The sequence below is a fragment of the Chitinispirillales bacterium ANBcel5 genome (assembly GCA_029688955.1).
Lineage (GTDB): Bacteria > Fibrobacterota > Chitinivibrionia > Chitinivibrionales > Chitinispirillaceae > Cellulosispirillum > Cellulosispirillum alkaliphilum.
In genome coordinates, this window is record JARUKZ010000025.1 from 23199 (window position 1) to 37246 (window position 14048).

The 14048-nt window shown below is 40.7% G+C and carries 14 protein-coding genes; 8 read left to right on the plus strand and 6 right to left on the minus strand.

Annotated features, from left to right (window positions below):
* Positions 1-4: 4 nt before the first annotated feature.
* The 6 genes from QA601_13165 to QA601_13190 form a co-directional block, all read right to left on the minus strand.
* Positions 5-1180, minus strand: a complete 1176-nt coding sequence (locus QA601_13165; protein ID MDG5816036.1) for a peptidoglycan DD-metalloendopeptidase family protein — start codon at positions 1178-1180, stop codon at positions 5-7.
* Entirely contained in the window at positions 1180-2034 is an 855-nt protein-coding gene (locus tag QA601_13170; protein ID MDG5816037.1) for a permease-like cell division protein FtsX, read from the minus strand. The genes QA601_13165 and QA601_13170 overlap by 1 nt, the downstream gene beginning before the upstream one ends.
* A gap of 104 nt (positions 2035-2138) precedes the next feature.
* Positions 2139-3932 carry a penicillin-binding protein activator gene (locus QA601_13175; protein MDG5816038.1) on the minus strand — a complete coding sequence of 598 codons (1794 nt, stop codon included), beginning with the start codon at positions 3930-3932 and terminating at the stop codon, positions 2139-2141.
* Between the two features lie 6 nt (positions 3933-3938).
* Positions 3939-4418 carry a bifunctional nuclease family protein gene (locus QA601_13180; GenBank protein ID MDG5816039.1) on the minus strand — a complete coding sequence of 160 codons (480 nt, stop codon included), beginning with the start codon at positions 4416-4418 and terminating at the stop codon, positions 3939-3941.
* A 93-nt stretch (positions 4419-4511) separates the two neighbouring features.
* Entirely contained in the window at positions 4512-4835 is a 324-nt protein-coding gene (locus QA601_13185) for a hypothetical protein (protein MDG5816040.1), read from the minus strand.
* 212 nt (positions 4836-5047) lie between these two features.
* Positions 5048-5653: a CapA family protein gene (locus QA601_13190; protein ID MDG5816041.1), complete on the minus strand. Its 606-nt coding sequence runs from the start codon at positions 5651-5653 to the stop codon at positions 5048-5050.
* A gap of 178 nt (positions 5654-5831) precedes the next feature.
* Here QA601_13190 and QA601_13195 point away from each other — a divergent pair, with 178 nt between their 5' ends.
* From QA601_13195 to QA601_13230, 8 genes are all read left to right on the plus strand, one after another.
* Complete coding sequence (locus QA601_13195; GenBank protein ID MDG5816042.1) at positions 5832-8099, plus strand: MMPL family transporter; 2268 nt, start codon at positions 5832-5834, stop codon at positions 8097-8099.
* The gene (locus QA601_13200) at positions 8096-8482 is read left to right on the plus strand and encodes a hypothetical protein (protein ID MDG5816043.1); all 387 of its coding nucleotides are present in this window, start codon (positions 8096-8098) and stop codon (positions 8480-8482) included. The genes QA601_13195 and QA601_13200 overlap by 4 nt, the downstream gene beginning before the upstream one ends.
* A 7-nt stretch (positions 8483-8489) precedes the next feature.
* Entirely contained in the window at positions 8490-9851 is a 1362-nt protein-coding gene (locus tag QA601_13205; GenBank protein ID MDG5816044.1) for a radical SAM protein, read from the plus strand.
* Between the two features lie 79 nt (positions 9852-9930).
* Positions 9931-10665: a 3-oxoacyl-[acyl-carrier-protein] reductase gene (gene fabG, locus QA601_13210; protein MDG5816045.1), complete on the plus strand. Its 735-nt coding sequence runs from the start codon at positions 9931-9933 to the stop codon at positions 10663-10665.
* Between the two features lie 33 nt (positions 10666-10698).
* The gene (gene fabZ, locus QA601_13215) at positions 10699-11136 is read left to right on the plus strand and encodes a 3-hydroxyacyl-ACP dehydratase FabZ (protein ID MDG5816046.1); all 438 of its coding nucleotides are present in this window, start codon (positions 10699-10701) and stop codon (positions 11134-11136) included.
* Positions 11137-11263: 127 nt separating this feature from the next.
* The gene (locus tag QA601_13220) at positions 11264-12493 is read left to right on the plus strand and encodes a beta-ketoacyl-[acyl-carrier-protein] synthase family protein (protein ID MDG5816047.1); all 1230 of its coding nucleotides are present in this window, start codon (positions 11264-11266) and stop codon (positions 12491-12493) included.
* An 8-nt stretch (positions 12494-12501) separates the two neighbouring features.
* Positions 12502-13698: a beta-ketoacyl synthase N-terminal-like domain-containing protein gene (locus QA601_13225; protein ID MDG5816048.1), complete on the plus strand. Its 1197-nt coding sequence runs from the start codon at positions 12502-12504 to the stop codon at positions 13696-13698.
* A gap of 50 nt (positions 13699-13748) precedes the next feature.
* The gene (locus QA601_13230; GenBank protein ID MDG5816049.1) at positions 13749-14009 is read left to right on the plus strand and encodes an acyl carrier protein; all 261 of its coding nucleotides are present in this window, start codon (positions 13749-13751) and stop codon (positions 14007-14009) included.
* Positions 14010-14048 lie beyond the last annotated feature (39 nt).

Sequence of the window (14048 nt, forward strand, 5' to 3'; positions counted from 1 at the left end):
TGGCTTATCTAAGCCATTCTGTTGGATTAAGTGTTTCAGAAGACTTACGTAGCTCAAAATGCAACTTTGAACCTTCTGCACTTCCCGACTCCCCTACTTTACCAAGAACTGTCCCGCTTTTTACCACCTTATCCTCCTGAACAGTTATTTCTCCCAGATGAGCATAAATGCTGATATAGCCCCCCTGATGCTCAACTATAACGAGTCTCCCAAGCCCTCTCATCCATCCGGTATAGGCAACGGTTCCTTCAGCAACACATTTTACATCTTTGCCTTTAGGAGCTTTTATACCTATGCCATTATTCATTATAACCGTTTGATAAATGGGATGAGTAATTTTCCCATATTCAGTTACTATCTCACCTTGCACAGGCCAGGGAAGTTTTCCTTTCAGTTCTTTGAACTCTGTTTCAACCCTTCTCTCAAGCTCCTCACGAGCCTGTTTGCGCCTGATATCGAGATTTTCAATCATGCCTTCAAGCTCTCTTTGAGCAGCCTCCAGCTCAGAGACGATTTGTGCAAAATCACTTTTTTCAGAGCGTATTTGCTCTAGCATCGCTCGCCTGGAAGCCTCTTCTTCAAGTAGAATCTGCTGCTCCTCTACCCTGGTTTCATAAAGCTCTTTAAGCTCAATCTGCCTGTTTTCCTGACTAATTCGCTTACGCTCTATAGAACTAACCATTTGCCTGATAGACTCAGCAAGCCTTCTGTCATAGTTATTCAATTCCTGGAGATATTTTATTTTATGCACAAACTCAACAGGCGATCTGGCTTTAAGCAGCACCTGTAGTACATTATATTCACCTCTCATATAGGCTCTTCGAAGCCTTCTGGCCATTAATTCCCGATTCTCTTCTAATTGCTCTTCGGCACTTCCCAGTGAATCACCTAACAGCTCTATTGTTACTGTAACCGTATCTATCTGCTCCGAGAGCATGTCTATGTAACTCTGAGATGCATCAATGTTTTTCTCAAGCTGCAGCAACCTGCTAAGATAATTCCCCTCTTGCTGCTGAAGTTTGGATAATTGCGTACGCCCTTTTTCAAGCTCTGCCTGAATGGAATCAAGTACAGTTTTTTTTTCAAGAATTTCACTTTCAAACTCCTGAATAGACTTCTGCTGCTCTTCCCTGTTTTGTCCGTAGGTGATAAAACCAACAAGAAGAGAAGAAATGAGCATTACACCAAAAATTTGCGTACAGCACTTAGACTTCCAAGCCAACCGAAAAAGACCCCTGTAAAAAGAATTATCAGGGGCAGAAAATCTAACCCCCAGTAAATAGGCAGGTGTGACAAACTTAATTTAGCAACATAAAGTGCCAGAATGCTAAATATTCCACCAATAAAACCCTGAAGCATACCCTCAAGTAAAAAAGGCATCTTTATAAATAGGTCTGTAGCGCCTACATATCGCATATTGCTAACAAGCTCTTTACGAGCATAGATAGTCAGTTTTATTGTATTAGAGATCATAGCATGAAGTGCTAGGGTTATAATTGCACCCATGATTATTGAGATTAGAAAAAAATGATCTCTTAAATTTTGAACGAAATCCAACCACTCCCGGGAATACTGAACCGTTTCAACTCCCTCAAATTGAGCTAGTATATTCTTTAACTCCGATGCACTTTCTGCACTATGGTATTCCTCATGAAGTGAAAGATCAATTGAAGCAGGAAATGGATTATCCTCCAGGGACTCTAAGATTTCGTCGCCGTAAATTGATTTAAACCGTTGCCACGCATCCTGCTTAGATACAAAAAACGCCTCTCTAACCTGAGGCATTGCTTTAAGTGTATCTAAAAGGCGTTGATTGTTTTTTGAATCTTCTGCGTAACTATCAAAAAGATATACCGCAATATCGGCCTGATTTTCAGAGCTGCGAAGAAGCGTGTCGATGTTTATCAGTCCCAGGGTAACAACACTAATGAGCAACATGGTAGCGGAAATAGTGAGAATCGAGACAAAAGTCATTAGTTTTGCCTTATAAAATCCTCTTATTGCTTCATATATAAAGTATAGAAGATTGCCCATTTCAGGAATAGTTCCATCCGGAAAAAATTGAAGGTATCAAATAGATTAAAACTGACTGTTTTACAACAGCCAGTTTATCCAAAACAGTTCTGTGCAGGTATTAGTTACCTGACTCTCAAAAACCCGGTTTCACCCACCTTCTTAACAGCAGCTTCAAGATTAGCACCTGAATTTTTATCGAATGTAATAACACCCGAGAGTCCCTGGTATCTATTGACATTGGCCAGCGACCGTTTAATCCTTTGTACATCACCACCAGATTCTTCAACTATTTTACTAACAATTAGCGCAGCATCATACCCAAGGGCTGCAAGTCTGCCAGGTTCTGAATTGTATTTCCCGCGATAGGAATTCTCAAATTCCTGCCAGCCACTATCTTCTCTATTGATTGGAAATGGCGTTGTGATGATAGCATCATTAACATAACGCCTTCCATCCTTTATAGTTCTTTCTGAATGCCATCCGCTCGAGCCAAGCATTTGGGTGCGCAAGCGGTGAAAAACAGCCTGGGGAGCAAGCATTACAACATCCTCCGATTCAACCGGCATAAACAAACCACCAATAGACAATGTAGAGTCCGCGTATTTTACACTGTCAGCCCGGCTCACCGAAGTAATCTCTGTTAAGTTTCCCTGATGCCGTGCTTTTTCCTGGAGTTTTCTTTTGATTAATGTTTTACGCAACTCCATGATATGAGGCGTAAAATCATGTATTCCCACATCAAAAAACTCCTCATGAACAACAGTAGCTCCAAGACGATTTAGCTCACTTTTAAAATGATCCGATATTACTGCTCCATAAGTATTGTTTGGTGCAATAATAGCAAATTCATTAATATTAAGATTCTCAACTGCATAACGGGCAATTTCACGCCCAAGCATTCCAACCGTTATATTCATCTGAAAAATATTATCACCAAGTCCGGCTATTCCATCATCAGAAGCTGTGGGAGTGAGCATAACAACATCTTTGTCCATAAACATTGAAGCACTGACAGTGGCATTATAGCTTAAAACCGGCCCTATCACAACAGGGACCTGATCCCTTAAAATGTCTCGGGATCTATGTGCTGTTTCAACCATATTACCTTTTGTATCGTAAGGAAGGAGTCTGATTTTTTGCCTGGATCGGTTATTATGCTGATCGATAGCAAGCTGCACTCCCTTTGAAATCTGATCCCCGATATCACTGTCTTCACCTGTAAGTGGTGCGAGCATACCCATCAGAATTTCCCCTTCAGAAACAGTGACTCCAAGACGGGGGATATCCTCTGCTATCTTTGAAAGATAGTCTGATTCAGGGAACCTGTTGCTGAACTCTTGTTTTATACTTCGCGCCCGTTCTGTTTGGCCTGCAGCGATCGCTTTTACGATCTGGTTATACCTTACAATTTCAAGGATTCTTGGGTGAAGTCTTCCCATAGAAACAACTCTGGATAACTCCCTGGCACTCATCTTTTCACTACATATGGCCTTTGTAGTAGCAATAATTGTAGAATCCAGCTCCGGATTAACCCCGCTTCCCAATGCTCCCGAAAAAGCTTCCAGCGCTCTATCGTAGGCCTCTTTCCTGACTTTAACAACTCCATCCAAATAGGCAATACGAGGTAAAAAGTCTGATCTGGGAAAACGGTCCTGGTACATACCCACAAGACGATCTACTGGTCCATATTCACCACTCCTAACATAGGCTTCTACAATCAGCGGCACCAGATATTCATTTTCAGGGTCCCTTCCGCTTCTGCGAAGATGCTCACGAATCAGACTTATAGTCGAATCATACTGAGCAGCACTGTAATACTCCATAGCCTGATTAAAAACATCGGAGCGCTCATTTGCAACTGAACTTATTAATGCTCCAAAAACGATTAAGATTGCGATTGTTCTTTTTTTCAGCATGATCAATTACTCCAGTACATATCTGCCAAATTCTAAAGTATCGAGAGAAGAAATATGTTTCTTTAAATTATCTGCATCAGAAAGGCTGCTACCTGACTGAGTTTTTGTGAAAACCGAGTCAGCTACAAATATAGGACACTTACACCTTAATGCAAGACTAATTGCATCACAGGGTCTGCATTCTATGAATTTTACCGATTTTTCAGTTAAAACCTGAAGACGAGCTAAAAATACCTGCTCAGAAAAATCATATACCACCACACGTGACAACGTTGCTCCGAGCTGTTCAATGACAATTTTAACCAGGTCGATGGTTAGTGGTTTCTGAGACTCGACCTGAAGCGACTGCATTGCTATAGCACTGGCCTCAAGGGGCCCTATAGGTACTGCTATCGACCTTGCCCCTCCACTTTCTTTTAATAGAATCAGAGGTGAGTTTTTTCCCGGATCAACCGCAAATGACGCGATTTCAACCTGTACCAACATGCTTTTTTATCCATTTTTCTTAATTTAATAGTATAACTGCTGATCTAAGAAAAATACACTCGATCATGACCTCACACCAGCAGTACGTTCAATTTAAATATACTTTATACCTTTTTGAAGAAAATAACGCCTGTACTGTCGCTCTAATTTTAGTAGTTTCCTCCCCTCCGCACCCGAACAATCCTCCGGCAAATCTCCAGCTCTGATTCGGCGGGCATACTCAAACAAAGGAAACAGGGAATGTGTACGCAGTCCTTCACTATTTTTAAAAAAATGCACCACAGGCATAAGAGTCACCTCTGCGGGACGAACTACCCTTTTACCTTCAGAGTTGAACCCGCACTCAATAGTAATCTGTGCAATTGCACTGAGCCGCTGGATAGAAAAGATCAATCCTGAAGAGGTTAGATTACCCAAAGAATATAATACAATTGCAGAGCGACCGTCTTTAGTCTTGTATCGCTCTACCGGATTAAGTATATGAGGATGATGCCCAATAATAATGTCTACACCTGCATCAAGAAGCCCATGAGCCCTTCTAATGATACGTTCAGGGGGATAAAATTCAAATTCAACACCCCAATGATTAGAGCAAATAATTAACTCTGCCCCCTGCTCCTTTGCTGATTCTATCTGCGCATAAATAAGACTGGGATCATACTGATTTTCATCTCATCAAGATAGTTACAGGTTGAAAGTATCCCCCGGGAAAATGAGTCGTTTATGTGATTATTTGCAATGGAAACGTGATCAAAAAAGCCGTAGCGCGTATCACCAAGAAGCGGTTTTGCATGATCAGCTGTAACAGAAAATCTCAGTAGTTTTTCAATAACATTGTCCGGATTTACCGCAAATTCCAGGTTAGCTATGGAATAATCACAATCAAACACAAAGGATCCTGTATGTGCCCACAACCCCTCTCCTCCCTTACCAATCAAATCTCTTCTGCACATTAAATCACCCACAGTTTTTAATACTATTTTTCTTGATTCTGTGAGTCGTTCATTCTTATTATCTGTAGCTACAGTCTTACTGAATATGTCCCTTACATAAGTATTTGCAGCTCTACGCACAGGATTAAGATATTTTGAAGCATAATAAAGCTCCCACCACGGAGAGTTTCTACGACTATAGTCACTTTCGGTCAGCCATGGTTTTTTAAAAGGGTAATAGGTATAAGCAACAGAAAATAGAAACAAAAACAAGATAATCAGTAATAAGATATTCAGTAGCATGTTTTCTCTTGATTTCTTAAGTTATATTAGACCTTATAATATAAGACCTAATCAAAGTAAGCACAAAAAATGTAACAAGTATTCTTTAAACCAGAATCAAAAATTTATATTTATAGGTTTTTAGAATTCAAAGCGTCTTACTGAGAACAGCAATAACTTTTTGTTTGGGATGAAATAAATGTTGGCCAACCACCTGATTGACTATTTAATAAAGTATCGTAAGCTTACCTGGATAGTGATATTTGCCCTAACACTCTTTTTTTCCTATCACTGCACTAAAATACAGGTCGATAATGATACATTCAAAGCTATTCCGCCAAATCTTGAAGCAATGCTGGATTACCAGAGGCTTGAAGAGGAGTTTCCAAGTCCCTATAATATCATCTTTATTGCGCAATTCGATCAAGGCTCACTTATAGAAAAGACCGACTCAATCATGAATTGGTCACAACGACTTTCTCAAATAAGTGGGATTACTCATATAAACGGGTTACATACAGTCCAGATACCTGTAAGGGGTGGATTTCTGGGCATGAGCAGTGATTATTTAATTCCCAGAGACGAATCTCTCGACTCAGAAATGCTTAGGACACGATTCAGAGAAAATAAGGAACTGATAAATCTGTTTATCAGTGATGATGAATCGTTAATGGGGATGGTGCTTGCATTAGCTGAAGACGCAGATCGTAATGCGGTGATGGATGGGGTCTTAAGTTTAACGGAAGATATAAACCAATCCCAGTTTATAACTACTTACGTTGCAAGTGAAGGTGCGGTTTCTTATTTCATAGACAAAATAATGAAAAGAGATTTTTCAATTCTTTTACCTATATGCTTCCTTGTAGTTTCCTTTCTGTTATATAACGTATTCAAACGTAAACTATTTGTCGTAGCAGCCCTTTCGGTAAATTTTGTTGCTCTCATCTGGACCTTTGGAATACTGGGTCTTACTGGCACCAGTTTTTCTGTTGTAACATCAATTATACCAGTAATCTTATTTCCTATCGGGGTTGCCAATGCAATTCATCTGCTGAGAACATACCTGCGTTTGAAACCACAAAACAAATCAACTTCGGCCGCTCTGAAACAAACATATAGTGAGTTGATAGTGCCTTGCCTTCTCACATCTTTAACTACCAGTACCGGCTTTTTCTCTTTCTCTCTCTCACCAATATCATGGATACGGGTGTTTGGTATCTTTACCGGGCTTGCAGTAATACTTACCTTCCTCTTCAATATGATCCTTATACCGCTCTTTGTATATCATGACATGGAAAAGCCTTTAAAGCAGAGCAATAATGATGCAAAAAAAATTCGTGGTGGAGAATTATGGAATCCATTTATAAGTTTTTCAACTAAAGGCAAATGGCGTTTTGCCCTTTTGCCAGTTATAATAATTTTTATTATAGTCGGTGTATCTAAGGTAAACGTCGAAACTAACTATCTATCAATGCTACCGGCCGATTCCCCATTAAGACAGTCTGACGATTTCATATCTGAACATTTTGGTGGAACAAGGTTTTTTTCAGTGGTCTTAAACAGTGGTGATAAACTTGACTCTAAAGAAAAATGGAGTCAGATCGAATCAATGAGTGAACATATATCCAGCATTGAAGGTGTGGGCACAGTTTCTTCAGTGCTACCGCTTATGAGAAGAGTTTCCATGTTACTTAGCGACAAGCCCTTATCAAATCCGGCCATAGCCTTTATTACCGGTTCCGGTTCACTCTCTGGAAGGCAATTTCAACAGTTTGTAAATAACTGGGTCTCTTCAGACAGAACAAAAGCCCGTCTCTCTGTAACGGCACTGAATATGCCGGGAATAGAAGCTCTTGATATAACTCGGGAGATTGAAAATTATATCTCCTCGGAGTATCCTGACTGGGAGGTATTTATAAGTGGTCCTGCGATACTAAATGAAACCATGGCCAATGTGTTAATAGATACTCAAATCTCAAGCTTACTGCTTACGTTTTTCCCGGTCTTTTTCTGTCTTATAATTCTTTTCCGCTCCTTTAGGGCTGGTATGTTTGCAATCTTTCCTATTATAGTTTCAACCGCCTGCGTTTATGCTATAATGGGTGTGCTTGGGGTAACTATAAATATGGTAACAGTTGTGGTAATGAATACGTGCGTAGGTATAGGAATCGATTATTCGATTCACTTTCTCTCAGGCTACCTCTATTCCAGCAGCAAACTACCATTTAAGGAAGCACTCAGAGAAGCATTAGATCGAAAGGGTACCTCCATCGCTTTTAACACCATTGTTGTTGGAGTCGGTTTTTTAGTCCTGAGTTTTTCTAGTTTTCCCCCGGTCAGGGATTTCGGCATTCTTGTTTTTGTCTCGATGTTTATTAGTGCTGCATTTTCGATTTTGTTTATTACTATATTAATATCTCTTTTCGGTATCAAATCCGGCCCACTTTTTTCAGGAGGTAACCAATGAAGTTACTCACCCTTCTAAGCGCAGTTTTTTTTGCTGCCAGCACTCTTTACGCAACCTCTTCCCTTGAAGGAGTATGGTGTTCATCAGATGGCTTGGTTTTAGATTTTTCTTGCCAGGATTCGGTATTCTTTTCAAGCACCCAGGAAGAGAGTTTAAGAGGGGAAGGTACCTATGAGTCCACGGATTCCACCATATGTGCCGTAGTTTTAAACGAAGACTTGGAAATAAAGATGAGTTATAATTACAAGTGGAAAGACGAAGAGGCTATTAAAGCTATGCCTATCATTTTTTCCATAAATGGTGAAGAAGTATCGATCCCTTCAGAGTGGATTGAAATGATTAGGTGTGACAAAGAGGAAGAAAAACAAGAAGCTGTTCATTGATTTAAAAATGAAAATTACTTTTATCTATCCAAAATTCGACAAGTTTCTCGAGACGTATCCAGAGCTCGCAGAGATGCCGGCCATTGCTGCAACCTGGGCATTTAGAATGCCTCCTGCAATGGGAATTCCAATCCTCATTGGCCTTCTTCCTGAAGATATAACCTGGAAGATAGTAGATCAAAACATTGAGGATATTGACTATGACGAAGAAGCAGATCTTATTGCTATTAGTTTCTTTACTCCTCAGGCTGGGTATGCCTATGAAATTGGTGATGAATTTCTGAAAAGGGGCAAAAAGGTAGTGATGGGTGGGATGCACCCATCTATGATTCCCCAAGACTGTAGCCCCCACTGCACAAGTGTATGCGTAGGAGAAGCCGAAAATATATGGGACCAGGTCATTGAAGATGCAAAAAGAGGAGACCTTAAACCTCTCTATAAAGCTGAGTGTTTTCCTACAGAAGAGCAGATAGCTTCCCCGAAAACTGGCATATTTGACGTAGAAAACAAATATGACTGGCATGCGTCCCTAATCTCAATAACCAGGGGCTGCCCTTTTAGCTGCGACTGGTGTAATGTACCTCATTACCAGGGTAAAAAGGTACGACTTCGCCCTATGGATAAAGTGGTACAAGAAATAAAAGCTCTTGCAGGAAAAGAATTCTACATCACCGATGACATGATTATGCTCAACCGCCCCAAACTGCAACGATATATGCTTGAGCTATGCGATAGGATTAAGGACTTTGACGTAAACATGTTCCTTTCCTGTTCCCCGGCAATGAATACAGATCCCGATTTTCTTGATGCCGTTGCAAAGGGTGGGGCCAAAAGCATGTACACAGTTTTTGCAAGCGACCCCTTCTCCGCACGCTTTTATGCCCGACATGATGGAATATGGCAACGTACGCTTGATTTGGTAAAGCAGGTTGAAGATCGTGGGATTCGCTTTTTTGGTTCTTTTGGTGTGGGTTTCGATACCTGTTTTGAAGATCAGTTTGATTTAATTCTTGAATTTTGCCATAAAGCGAATATCAAAACTGCAGAGTTTTTTATTGCAACACCATTTCCCAACACAGAATTTTGGCACAAAATCGAAGAGGAAAAACGATTCATAGAGCCAAAAGACTTTAAGAAGTTTAACTGCGCTAACGTTGTGTTCAAACCTAAGCATACCACTGAAGATCAGTTACGGGATGGTTTTGTAAAACTGTGGAAGGAATTTTTCAGCAAAGTGGATTACGAGGATTCACTTTCCACTTTTCACCAGAATATAGAAAACATCGTCCGTTCAAGGGAGTTTTCACCTTCTGTGAAAGAAGCTGCCAGCAAGGGGCTTAAAAAATTAAAGACGATACAGAATAAATAATTTCTTAAACATATTCGAATGCGGGTAGTGAAAAACAGCCCATCTCCCGCAAACGTTTTTTTTTAACATGGAGGATTCTGTGGCAGGCAAAGTTTTAGTTACTGGCGGTTCCAGAGGTATTGGTGCTTCAATTGTTGAAACACTGGCTAAGGAAGGCTTTGAAGTGGCTTTCAATTATCACAGCCGTAAGGAAAGTGCTGATCAGTTGATAGAAAAAATCGAAGCAACTGGCGGCAAAGCCTATGCTTTTCAGGCTGACATCACTGATTTTAGCGCTGCGGGTGAGTTTATCAATCAGGCAAAAGAAACACTTGGTGGTATTGATGCACTGGTTAATAACGCTGGTATTACACGCGATAAAAGCCTCTTTATTATGGGTGAACAGGACTGGAATGATGTAATTACCACCAATCTTAACGGCTATTTTAATGTCACCAGACAGCTTATCGCCTATTTTTACAAAAATAAAAACGGTAAAGTCGTAAACATTACATCTGTTAGCGGCCTTGTTGGTATTGCGGGCCAGACAAACTACTGTGCATCAAAAGCTGGTATTATCGGTTTTACCCGCGCTCTTGCCAAAGAAAGCGCAAAGCTTGGGATAACGGTAAACTGCGTTGCTCCGGGGTATATCGATACAGAAATGACCAGTGCGATGCCTGAAAAACATATAGAAGAGATTAAAAAAATGATTCCTATGAAGAGGATGGGCAAAGCAGAGGAAGTTGCTGATCTGGTGGCCTTTCTTCTCTCGCCAAAAGCTGCCTACATCACCGGACAGGTACTTACAATCGATGGTGGAATGACAGCCTGAAACACCCGATAATTTAATTCATAGGAGACGATAATGTCCGATTACCAGGATATACTCACAAACGTGCCGCACCGGTACCCTTTTCTCTTAATAGATAAAATTGAGCAGTTTGAGGCTGACACTTCAGTTACCACCGTAAAGAATGTCTCATTTGATGAGGCACAGTTTTCGGGACATTTCCCGGAAACCCCTGTGTTTCCGGGGGTGTATATAATAGAGAACATGGCCCAGTCTGCCTGTTACATGCTTACTAAATCATCTGGCGGTGCTGACAAAAACACTATTTACTATCTTGGAAGAGTAGGCAAGCTCTCCTTTCTTCGCCCTGTGTACCCCGGAGATTGCCTGGTCACCAGCGTTAAACTGGAGAAAAAATTTGGTGTAAGTGCATCAGTTATAGCCAAATCTACTGTAAATGGAAAGACAGTAGCCAAGGGTGAGCTTATGTTTGGGGCAAAAAAAAGTAGTTGAAAACTACTTTTTAAGCCACTCTTTGCAATCAAATATCTTTTCAAGTTGGATTTTTATTTCCTTTTTAACTATATTACACTTCTTATTTTCTAAATTCGGCTGTCCGTAAAAGGGAGATGCTTTAGTTTTGGAGAAACATAAAAGGATTGTTATTACAGGTCTGGGTGTTGTAACCCCAATTGGTGTGGGCAATGACAAATTTTGGGATGCTGCCTGCAAAGGGGTTAATGGTGTACTGCCTTTGGAATTGTTTGATGCTACCGACTACAGGACTAAAACTGGTGGTGAAGTACGTGATTTCAACGCCTCAGAGCATCTTAGCAATGAAGAGATCAAAAGTATGGGCCGATCGAGTCAGTTTGCGGTCAGTGCCGCAAAAATGGCCCTTTTAGATTCTAAACTCGACTTGCAATCAATAGATCCCTATCAGATTGCTGTGAGTATGGGTACTACTATGGGAGAGCCACAGGTTCTTGAAGAATGTGTTCACAGCAAGTATGATAGTGGAGATATCTCCAAAATCCCTTCTACTCTACCCCGGCAATATCCATGCTCCACTATACCAGCAAGTATTGCACGCTCCCTTAAATTAAAGGGACCCCATACCATTATCCCTACAGCGTGCGCAGCAGGAAATTATGCTATTGGGTATGGTTTTGATCTGATTCAACTTGGAAAAGCTGATGTGGTTTTTGCAGGTGGAAGTGACCCTTTTTCGGGTATAGCATTCACCGGTTTTAACCGGCTCCTGGCAACCACCGAAGATGTGGTACGCCCCTTTGATAAGAATAGAAAAGGCATGGCAGTGAGTGAGGGGGCAGGAATATTAATCATTGAAAGTCTTGAACATGCACTCAAACGTAATGCAAAAATCTACGCTGAGATTCTTGGCTATGGTATTGGTTGTGATGCGTTCAAGATGACTATTCCAGATCCTTCCGGAAGTGGCGGGATACTGGCTCTTAAGAGATGTATGGCAAACTCTCAGATCGGCCCGGAAGAAATTGATTATATCTGTGCTCACGGTACGGGTACGGGAGAGAATGATAAAACAGAAACTTTTATTGTAAAAGAAGTTTTAGGTAAAAGAGCCCATGATGTCCCTATGTCTTCCTTGAAATCTATGTTGGGTCACACTATGGGAGCTGCCTCAGCAATTGAAGCTGCAGCGTGCGCAATGATGATAAAAAATCAAACCGCACTTCCAACAATTAACTACAGTGAACCTGATCCAGACTGTGATTTGGATTATGTTGCAAATACCCCAAGAAAAATGGAACTGCGAACTGTTGTGTCAAATGCCTATGCATTTGCAGGTAATACTTCTTCAATAGCACTGCGTCGTTACGAAGGATAAGATTATATATGAGTTCAAAAAAGGTTTACATAAGTAATTCAGGTGCAATGTGTAGTCTGGGTTTGGACAGCAATACTGTTTACCAGAATTTATCTTCTCCTGGGCCACTATCTTATTGCAAAGAGTGGGATTTCCATCAGCTCGACAGTACAATTCCTTGCAGAAAAGTTGAAGGATATGATCCCAAGGCGGTGCTTGGAAAAAAAGGACTCAGAACTAAAGACTTTTCCACTAAACTGCTGCTTGGAACAATTGAGCTCAATTTCAATGAAATAATGAGTGAAGAGGATGAGCAGAAGCGTCCCGGACTTTGTATAGGAACCGCCTTTGGAAGCCTGCAAAGTATTGGCGACTTTTTAAGTGAGTCGATCGTCAGCGGAGTAAGTAATGTTAATCCGCAGATATTTGCAAACACTGTAATTAACTCACCTACAGGAAACGCCAATATACGTTATCTGTCACGTAACTTAAGTACTACTGTATCAACCGGCTTTAACGCTGGCCTTGATGCTTTAATATATAGTAAAGACTATATCAGCCGTAACTACTTACCCAGACTTATTGCTGGGGGGCTTGAAGAGATAAGTTATTATACTATTATTGGACTATTAAGAAGCCAGGTGCTTGCGACATCAGGTAACTCGATCCCTTTTTCACCCTCTTCTGAGGGAATTATTCCCGGTGAAGGGTGTGCGCTGTTTCTGGTGGAAAATGAAGATGAAGCGTTTTCCAATGAGAAAAAACCACTGGTCGAAATAGCAGGGACTGCAAGCGGTTTTGATCCAGAGCTTCTAAGTGGACAATCTGATGGAAATACCGATGTACGGATTATTCAAAAGGCACTCGAAGATGCTTCCGTTAGTGCTCAACAGATTGATTTTATTGCTTCAAGTGCAAATGGTAATAAACTAACAGATAAAATAGAATCCAGTGCAATTCACTCTGTCTTTGGTGATAAAATACCGGTTACTGCCTATAAGCATGCATTTGGAGAATGCTACGGAGCTTCCGGTGCACTCATTACAGCCTGCGCTGTTTCAGATATGAAAAATGATACCGTTTCCGGTACAGCAATACAGTTTGATCCTTCCGACAGCAACATAATGTTACTTACCGAGAAGATCCAGAAAAAATCAACCTACGCAATCGTTACATCATTTTCATGCGAAGGTAACGTAAGCGCAGTTGTACTGAAAAATGTTTAACTTATATATAAGCAATCATTGTTTTTAATCTGTTTATTTCGGGAGATTTTATGAATCAAGAAGAGATTAGAGAAGCAATCCGCAGCCTTATTACTGAAATAGCTGAAGATATGGATGTAGATGAATCAACTATTACCGATGATGCCAAATTCGTAGAGGATATGGGTCTTGATTCCATGGCACTGCTTGAAGTCCTTGCAACTATGGAAAAGAAATTTGGGGTTACAATTCCGGAAACTGAATTTCCTAACATTACAACTATCAACCAGTGTACAGCTACAGTAGAGAAGTATTTAGCTCAGAAAAGCTGATAAAAGACTTTTCAGCACTATTTAAACCGGGTGCGTACA

Bases quoted from the DNA above. Each gene is read 5' to 3' on its own strand.
- QA601_13205 (MDG5816044.1), top strand. From the start codon at position 8,490: ATGAAAATTACTTTTATCTATCCAAAATTCGACAAGTTTCTCGAGACG.
- QA601_13190 (MDG5816041.1), bottom strand. From the start codon at position 5,653: ATGCTACTGAATATCTTATTACTGATTATCTTGTTTTTGTTTCTATTT.
- QA601_13195 (MDG5816042.1), top strand. From the start codon at position 5,832: ATGTTGGCCAACCACCTGATTGACTATTTAATAAAGTATCGTAAGCTT.
- QA601_13180 (MDG5816039.1), bottom strand. From the start codon at position 4,418: ATGTTGGTACAGGTTGAAATCGCGTCATTTGCGGTTGATCCGGGAAAA.
- QA601_13175 (MDG5816038.1), bottom strand. From the start codon at position 3,932: ATGCTGAAAAAAAGAACAATCGCAATCTTAATCGTTTTTGGAGCATTA.
- QA601_13225 (MDG5816048.1), top strand. From the start codon at position 12,502: ATGAGTTCAAAAAAGGTTTACATAAGTAATTCAGGTGCAATGTGTAGT.
- QA601_13165 (MDG5816036.1), bottom strand. From the start codon at position 1,180: ATGCTCATTTCTTCTCTTCTTGTTGGTTTTATCACCTACGGACAAAAC.
- fabZ (MDG5816046.1), top strand. From the start codon at position 10,699: ATGTCCGATTACCAGGATATACTCACAAACGTGCCGCACCGGTACCCT.
- QA601_13230 (MDG5816049.1), top strand. From the start codon at position 13,749: ATGAATCAAGAAGAGATTAGAGAAGCAATCCGCAGCCTTATTACTGAA.
- QA601_13200 (MDG5816043.1), top strand. From the start codon at position 8,096: ATGAAGTTACTCACCCTTCTAAGCGCAGTTTTTTTTGCTGCCAGCACT.
- QA601_13170 (MDG5816037.1), bottom strand. From the start codon at position 2,034: ATGGGCAATCTTCTATACTTTATATATGAAGCAATAAGAGGATTTTAT.